Origin of the sequence: Streptomyces sp. NPDC048111, assembly GCF_043202815.1 — a bacterium.
Classification (GTDB): Bacteria; Actinomycetota; Actinomycetes; order Streptomycetales; family Streptomycetaceae; genus Streptomyces.
Genome location: NZ_JBIDBD010000038.1, coordinates 46,412 through 52,823 on the forward strand (window position 1 = coordinate 46,412; position 6,412 = coordinate 52,823).

A 6,412-nucleotide genomic window follows, 5' to 3' on the forward strand; every position below is an offset into this window, starting at 1 on the left:
GGCCCGGGCCGCTCAACCCCCGTACGTGGCCTCGGACTCGCCCAGCACCGCAGCGAAGTCCGAGGCCAGCACGGCGGCTTCGGCCGCGTCGAGTCCAGCCACGGTGATCCGTACGCCCGGGGCCGACGCCATCCGGAACCGGGCCCCGGCCGCCACCCACCAGCCGCGCGTGCGCAGCCCGTTGACCACCGCCGACTCGTCGCGCACCGGCACCCACACATTCATCCCGCTCGCACCGTGCGCCTCGATCCCGCGCCCGGCGAGTTCCTGGACGAAGCCCGTGCGCCGTTCCTGATAGGTGGCACCGGCGCGCGCGACCAGGAGCTGGGCCGCGGGATCGCCGAACAGGCCCAGCACGGCCGACTGCAACAGATGGCTCACCCATCCCGAGGTGAGCAGCAGCCGTCCGTCGTGCCGCGCCAGCGTCACCGGGTCGCACGCCGCGGCGGCCCAGCGCAGGTCGGTGCCGAGGTACTTGGTGACCGTGCGCACCTGCGCCCAGCGCGAAAGTCCGCCCGCGGTAAGGGAGTTGAGCTCCACGCCGGCGATCTCGGCGGCGTGGTCGTTCTCGACCACCAGCACCTCGGGGAAGGCGCGCAGCACCTCGACCAGCTCGTCGCGCCGCCGGACGGAGAAGCAGCCGCCGTACGGGTTCTGGGCGCGCGGGCTGCACACGACGGCCCGCGCACCGGCCCGCAGCGCCTCCTTCAGCTCCTCGGGCCGCATGCCCTGCTCGTCCACCGCCACGGCGACGGTGCGCAGGCCCATCGCCTGGAGCAGGTCCAGGAGATGGTGGTAGCCGGGATCCTCCATCGCCACCGCGTCCCCGGGCCGCAGCTCCGTGGTCAGCAGCCGGGCCACGCAGTCGAGCGCCCCGTGCGCGAACGTCACATGGTCGGACGGCACTCCGTCACCGTCGAACCACAGGCGCGCCCGCTCCTCCAGGGCCGGAAGCCGTGGGGTCGAACGGTGCGAGCGGGGCCCGCTGGAGGGCGCGGCGAGGGCCGGCAGATCGGGCAGGAAGGCGGGATCGGGATGGCCGCCGGCGAGATCCCGCAGGCCTTCGGGCACCCGCGGCGGGCGGCGCGAGGCCACGGCCGGAGCCGCGGCCACGACGGTGCCGCCCCGCCCGCGGGTGACCACCAGCCCCCGTTGCCGCAGCTCCTTGTAGGCGGTGGCGACCGTGCCCGGACTCACCATCAACGCGTCGGCCAGCCTGCGCACGGGAGGCAGCGCGTCGCCGGGGCCGAGGCCCCCGTCGGCGACCGCGCGCTCCACGGACGCGGCAATCCCCTTGGCTGTCGTACCAGCGATCGAATATTGTGTTGCCACGTACGAAATTATGTACTGATACATAAGTTCCGTCAAGGGGGAAGCAATGAGCCGGAGCCGACGGCGAGCCGCACTGTGGGAACGCGTCCCGGGAGGCCTCGACGGCCGCCGCATGCTGTCGGTCGCGTTCGTCGACCGCACGGGCAGCGGTCTGTGGGAAGCCGTCTCCGTCCTCTACTTCACCTATGTCGCCGGGCTCTCCCTCGCACAGATCGGCACCCTGGTCGCCGCCTCCGGAGCCGTGGGCATCGCGGGCGCGCCCATCGGCGGCCGCATCGCCGACCGGCTCCCGCTGACCCGGGTCCTGATCGGCCTGCAGACCCTGCGCGCGGTGGCGGCGTTCGCGCTCCTGACCACCGACAACTTCGCCCTGCTGCTCCTGTTCGCCTCGGTGGGAAGCTTCGGCGACCGCTCGGCCAACGTCCTCACCAAGCTGTACGCGGCCCGGATCGCGGGCCCCGAGCGCGTGCGTTACCAGGCGGTCAGCCGCACCGTCGCCAACGCGGGCTGGGCGGTCGGCGGCCTCGCCGCGGCCGGCGCCCTCGCGCTCGGCTCCACGTCCGCCTACCAGTGGCTCCTGGCCGGCAACGCGCTGTCCTTCCTCGGCTCCGCCGCCATCACGGCCCTGTGCGCCGAACCCGCGACGCCCTCGCGCACCGTCGCCAAGTCCGGTGAAGAAACGAGGCAGTTGAGCCCCGCCAACCCCTGGCGCGACCGCCGCTACCTGGCGTTCGTCACCACCGAGACCGTGCTCTTCCTCGACGACGCCGTCTTCAAGGTCGGCCTCCCGCTGTGGGCGGTGCACGCCACCGACGCCCCGCACGGCCTCGTCCCCCTGCTGATGGTGATCAACAACGTCATGGTGGTCGGCCTCCAGGTGCCCCTCGCACGCTTCGGCACCACCACCGCGGCCGCCCGCCGCCTGCTGCTCCCGCTCTCGGCGACCTTCGCGCTCGCGGGCATCGCCATCGCGGCCTCCGCGACGCACGGCGCCGCGCCGGCCACCGTCTTCCTCGTGGCCGCCACCATCGCCTTCACCCTCGCCGAGATCGTCCACGCCACGATCTCCTGGGAACTCTCGATCGCCCTCGCCCCGGACACGGCCCAGGGCAGCTACCTCGGGGTGCACGGCCTGGCCCAGTCCGTCCAGCGCAGCGTCGGTCCCCTCGCCGTCACCGCCGCCATCGCGACCGGACCGGCCGGCTGGCTCGTCTTCGGCGCCGCCATCGCCGGAACCTGCCTGATCCAGCACCGCCTCGTCCGGCCGCGGCACCACCAGGCGCCACTGTCAGTGCCCTCGGTTACGGTGAGTGAGCATTGATCCACGCCGCGCTCAGGGGGAAACATGGCGCACACCCACCACATCCAAGCCGCCCGCCGCACACTGCGCCGGGAAATGCCGAGCACCGTCGGCCTGCTCGCCGACGCGCACGACTTCACGGCCATGACCAGATACCGCACCTTCACCTTCGACGACCACGAGGCCTACCTCCGCCAGGTGGAAGGAGTCCTGCGCGCCCGCTCGGCCCAGGGCGCCCACACCACGGTCGCCCTCTTCGACCCGGAGGAGTTCACCGAGTTCTGCACCGCGCACGGCCTCGATCCGGATACCCCGCGCAGCCGTACGAGCTTCACGGCGGAGCTGGCCGCGGGCGGCGCCCGCGTCGCCTATGCGGGCCAGCCCCTCGACAGCCTGGTGCCCGAACTCATCAACAAGGCGGTACGCAAAGCCACTTGGGAGTACGCGACACTGCTCCTGGCCGACGCGGGGGACTGCGCCGAATGCGGCCAGGACATTGGCAGAGCCGCCTTCGACCAGGCCTCGCAACTGCTCCTGAACCTGCTGGACACGGCGGGTCCGGGCGCCCACCACCTGGTCTGCAGCATCCCCGCCCAGGACGACCAGCTCATCGCCGTCCTGCACGCCGAACGCGAGGGCGCCGACCCGGTACGCCTGGACGAGCGCGAGACGGCCGAGTTCGTCTCCGTCCTCGCGGCGGGCATCGCCCTGCACAGCGCGGGCGGGCTCGTCCTGCGCACCTGCGAACCGGACGTCCCCGACCGGCTGCATGGCTGGCGCCTGCACCGGGGCCGCCTCGATCCGCTGACCACGGGCGAGGTGTTCAGCGCCTACTGCACCGACGCGGAAACGGGGGAGCCGCTCGCCCCGGAACCCGGCGTCGAATACCGCCCGGGCTTCCCGATCGACCAGCCGGACACCCACCACTGAAGGCCGAGGCACGACAAGAGGACGCGAAAGCAGGGGGAGCAGACACAGAAGAGGGGCTCCCCGCCGCACAAGGCGACGGGAAGCCCCTCTTCCTCACGCAGGCCCTGCGGCCGGCGGCCATGCGACCGCCGACCTCACGGCCGTCCTCCCGTCCGTCCGGTCACTCCCCGGACAGAACCGCCTGGGCGGCCTTGCGCGCGTCCTCGGCGGTGTCCGCGGCACGGGCCGCGGAAGCCGCACGCTCGCACTGGGCGAGCGTGTACTTCGCCAGCGTCGCGCGTACATAAGGAATGGAGGCGGCGCCCATCGAAAGGCTGGTGACACCCAGCCCCGTCAGGACACAGGCGAGCAGCGGATCCGAAGCGGCCTCGCCACACACACCACAGCTCTTGCCCTCGGCCTTCGCGGCCTCCGCGGACAGCGAGATCAGGTCGAGCAGCGCGGGCTGCCACGGGTCCTGGAGCCGCGACACCGCGCCCACCTGGCGGTCGGCCGCGAACGCGTACTGCGCCAGGTCGTTGGTGCCGAGCGACAGGAACTCGACCTCCTGGAGGATGGAGCGGGCGCGCAGCGCGGCGGACGGAATCTCCACCATCGCGCCGAACTTCGCCTGGAGGCCCGCCTCGCGGCACGCGTCCGCGAACGCCTTGGCGTCGGTGCGGTCCGCCACCATCGGCGCCATGACCTCGAGGTAGACCGGCAGCCCCGCGGCGGCCTTGGCCAGCGCGGTCAGCTGCGTACGCAGCACCTCGGGGTGGTCGAGCAGCGAGCGCAGACCGCGCACGCCGAGCGCCGGGTTGGGCTCGTCGGCCGGCGTCAGGAAGTCGAGGGGCTTGTCGGCCCCCGCGTCCAGGACCCGCACCACGACGCGTCCCTCGGGGAACGCCTCCAGCACCTTGCGGTACGCCTCGACCTGCTTCTCCTCCGACGGCGCCTTGGCGGAGTCGTCGAGGAAGAGGAACTCGGTACGGAACAGGCCGACGCCCTCGGCGCCCGCCTCCACCGCCGCCGGCACATCGGCGGGACCGCCGACATTGGCCAGCAGCGGCACCTTGTGGCCGTCCGAGGTGGCGCCGGGACCGGACGAGGCGGACAGCGCCGCCCTGCGCTCGGCGGCGGCCCGCTCCAGCTCGGCCTGCTTCTCCTGGCTCGGGTCGACGAAGATCTCGCCCGTGCTGCCGTCCACGGCGACGAGCGTGCCCTCGGCCAGCTCGCCGGCGCCCGGCAGGGCGACGATCGCCGGCACCCCGAGCGCCCGCGCCAGGATGGCGCTGTGGCTGGTGGGCCCGCCCTCCTCGGTCACGAAGCCGAGCACCAGCGCCGGGTCGAGCAGCGCCGTGTCGGCCGGCGCCAGGTCCCGGGCGATGAGCACGTACGGCTCGTCGCTGTCCGGCACACCGGGCATCGGCACGCCGAGCAGGCGCGCCACGATCCGGTTCCGCACGTCGTCGAGGTCGGCGACGCGCCCCGCCATGTACTCACCGGCACCCGCGAGCAGTTCGCGGTAGTGGGAGAACGCGTCGTACACGGCGCGCTCCGCGGTGCTGCCGACGACGATGCGCCGGTCGACGTCCGCCATCAGCTCGGGGTCCTGGGCGATCATCGCCTGGGCCTCCAGCACGGCCTGCGCCTCACCGCCGGCCAGGTTGCCACGCGCCATCAGGTCGGCTGCCACGGCTTCCACGGCCTGGCGGGCGCGCCCCTGTTCGCGCCCGTGCTCCGATGCCGGGATCTGCTTGGCCGGCGGCTCGAGAACCGCCGTGCCCATGTGCCGAACCTCGCCGATCGCCACACCGTGGCTCACGCCGACGCCTCGCAGCGTTGTCTCCATCTCACCCGTCTCCGATAGTCGCGGCGGTCAGTGCCGCCGCCATTGATGTGTGTCCAGCGCGCCGCGGTGGCGGCGCGGGCGTCACTGCCAGCCGAACAGCGCGTCGCCGGACTTCACTTCGCCGCTCTCGACGACACCGGAGAGGGAGTCAGCGGTGGCCTCCAGGGCCACGATGGGACAGATGGGGGACTTGCCGGCGGCCTCGACGGCGGCCGGGTCCCAGCGCACGACCTCCTGGCCGCGCGTCACGGTGTCGCCCTTGTTGACGAGGAGCTCGAAGCCCTCGCCGTTGAGCTGCACGGTGTCGATTCCGAGGTGCGTCAGCACACCGTGGCCCTCGCCGTCGACGACGACGAAAGCGTGCGGGTGCAGGGACACAACGACGCCGTCCACGGGCGCCACGGCCGCCGACGGCTCACGAACGGGATCAATAGCGGTGCCGGGGCCCACCATCGCGCCGGAGAAGACGGGGTCGGGCACTGCAGCGAGTCCGATGGCCCGTCCGGCAAGTGGGGACGTCACGCTGGTCATGGGGAGCCTCCCAGGGGCGGAGCTTCTAGTGTCGCCGTCACTACCTGTCCTGGACGGCATACTGTTCAGAAGGGTAAGTCATAAGAAGTCCTAGTTCCGCACGACAGGTGCCGGTTGGTGCCGGTTGGCGGACCTAGGTGCACACCGGAAACGATTTGCCTCAACTCCCGGCGGCCTGTACTGTCGTACTCCTGCCTGACCCCATCACGACACTGTGATTCGGCGGTCGGCGGCGCCTACCAAGTCCCGATCCTAACCCGACTTTCTACTGCTGCGTGCTCGCAGAAGTGGTGGTCAGGACGACGGAAAAGACTTGCTAGAGTTTGAACCGCCGGAAAGAGAAACCCGAAAGGGATAACTCTGAAAGGCACCGAAGAAATCGGACACGAAAGCGTCTGATAGAGTCGGGAACACGAAATACCGAAGGGAAGCGCCCGGAGGAAAGCCCGAGAGGGTGAGTACAAAGGAAGCGTCCGTTCCTTGAGAAC

General features: G+C 71.7%; 5 protein-coding genes. 2 read left to right on the forward strand and 3 right to left on the reverse strand.

Annotated elements, in window-relative coordinates; all coding sequences use genetic code 11:
* Positions 1–12: 12 nt before the first annotated feature.
* Complete coding sequence (locus tag ACGF3I_RS32410; RefSeq protein ID WP_393138374.1) at positions 13–1,332, reverse strand: aminotransferase class I/II-fold pyridoxal phosphate-dependent enzyme; 1,320 nt, start codon at positions 1,330–1,332, stop codon at positions 13–15.
* Between the two features lie 46 nt (positions 1,333–1,378).
* Here ACGF3I_RS32410 and ACGF3I_RS32415 point away from each other — a divergent pair, with 46 nt between their 5' ends.
* Both ACGF3I_RS32415 and ACGF3I_RS32420 read left to right on the forward strand, forming a co-directional pair.
* Positions 1,379–2,653, forward strand: coding sequence for an MFS transporter (locus tag ACGF3I_RS32415; RefSeq protein WP_393138376.1), 1,275 nt, complete (start codon positions 1,379–1,381; stop codon positions 2,651–2,653).
* Between the two features lie 24 nt (positions 2,654–2,677).
* On the forward strand, positions 2,678–3,562 hold the full coding sequence (locus tag ACGF3I_RS32420; RefSeq protein WP_393138378.1) for a hypothetical protein: 885 nt from the start codon (positions 2,678–2,680) through the stop codon (positions 3,560–3,562).
* A 160-nt stretch (positions 3,563–3,722) separates the two neighbouring features.
* Here ACGF3I_RS32420 and ptsP read toward each other — a convergent pair whose 3' ends face one another.
* Positions 3,723–5,393, reverse strand: coding sequence for a phosphoenolpyruvate--protein phosphotransferase (ptsP, locus tag ACGF3I_RS32425; protein ID WP_393138380.1), 1,671 nt, complete (start codon positions 5,391–5,393; stop codon positions 3,723–3,725).
* A gap of 81 nt (positions 5,394–5,474) precedes the next feature.
* Positions 5,475–5,924: a PTS glucose transporter subunit IIA gene (locus tag ACGF3I_RS32430; RefSeq protein ID WP_393138382.1), complete on the reverse strand. Its 450-nt coding sequence runs from the start codon at positions 5,922–5,924 to the stop codon at positions 5,475–5,477.
* Between the last annotated feature and the right edge of the window lie 488 nt (positions 5,925–6,412).

Excerpts from the sequence above, each read along its gene's own strand:
- ACGF3I_RS32415 (WP_393138376.1), top strand. The coding sequence starts at position 1,379 with ATGAGCCGGAGCCGACGGCGAGCCGCACTGTGGGAACGCGTCCCGGGA.
- ACGF3I_RS32420 (WP_393138378.1), top strand. The coding sequence starts at position 2,678 with ATGGCGCACACCCACCACATCCAAGCCGCCCGCCGCACACTGCGCCGG.
- ptsP (WP_393138380.1), bottom strand. The coding sequence starts at position 5,393 with ATGGAGACAACGCTGCGAGGCGTCGGCGTGAGCCACGGTGTGGCGATC.
- ACGF3I_RS32430 (WP_393138382.1), bottom strand. The coding sequence starts at position 5,924 with ATGACCAGCGTGACGTCCCCACTTGCCGGACGGGCCATCGGACTCGCT.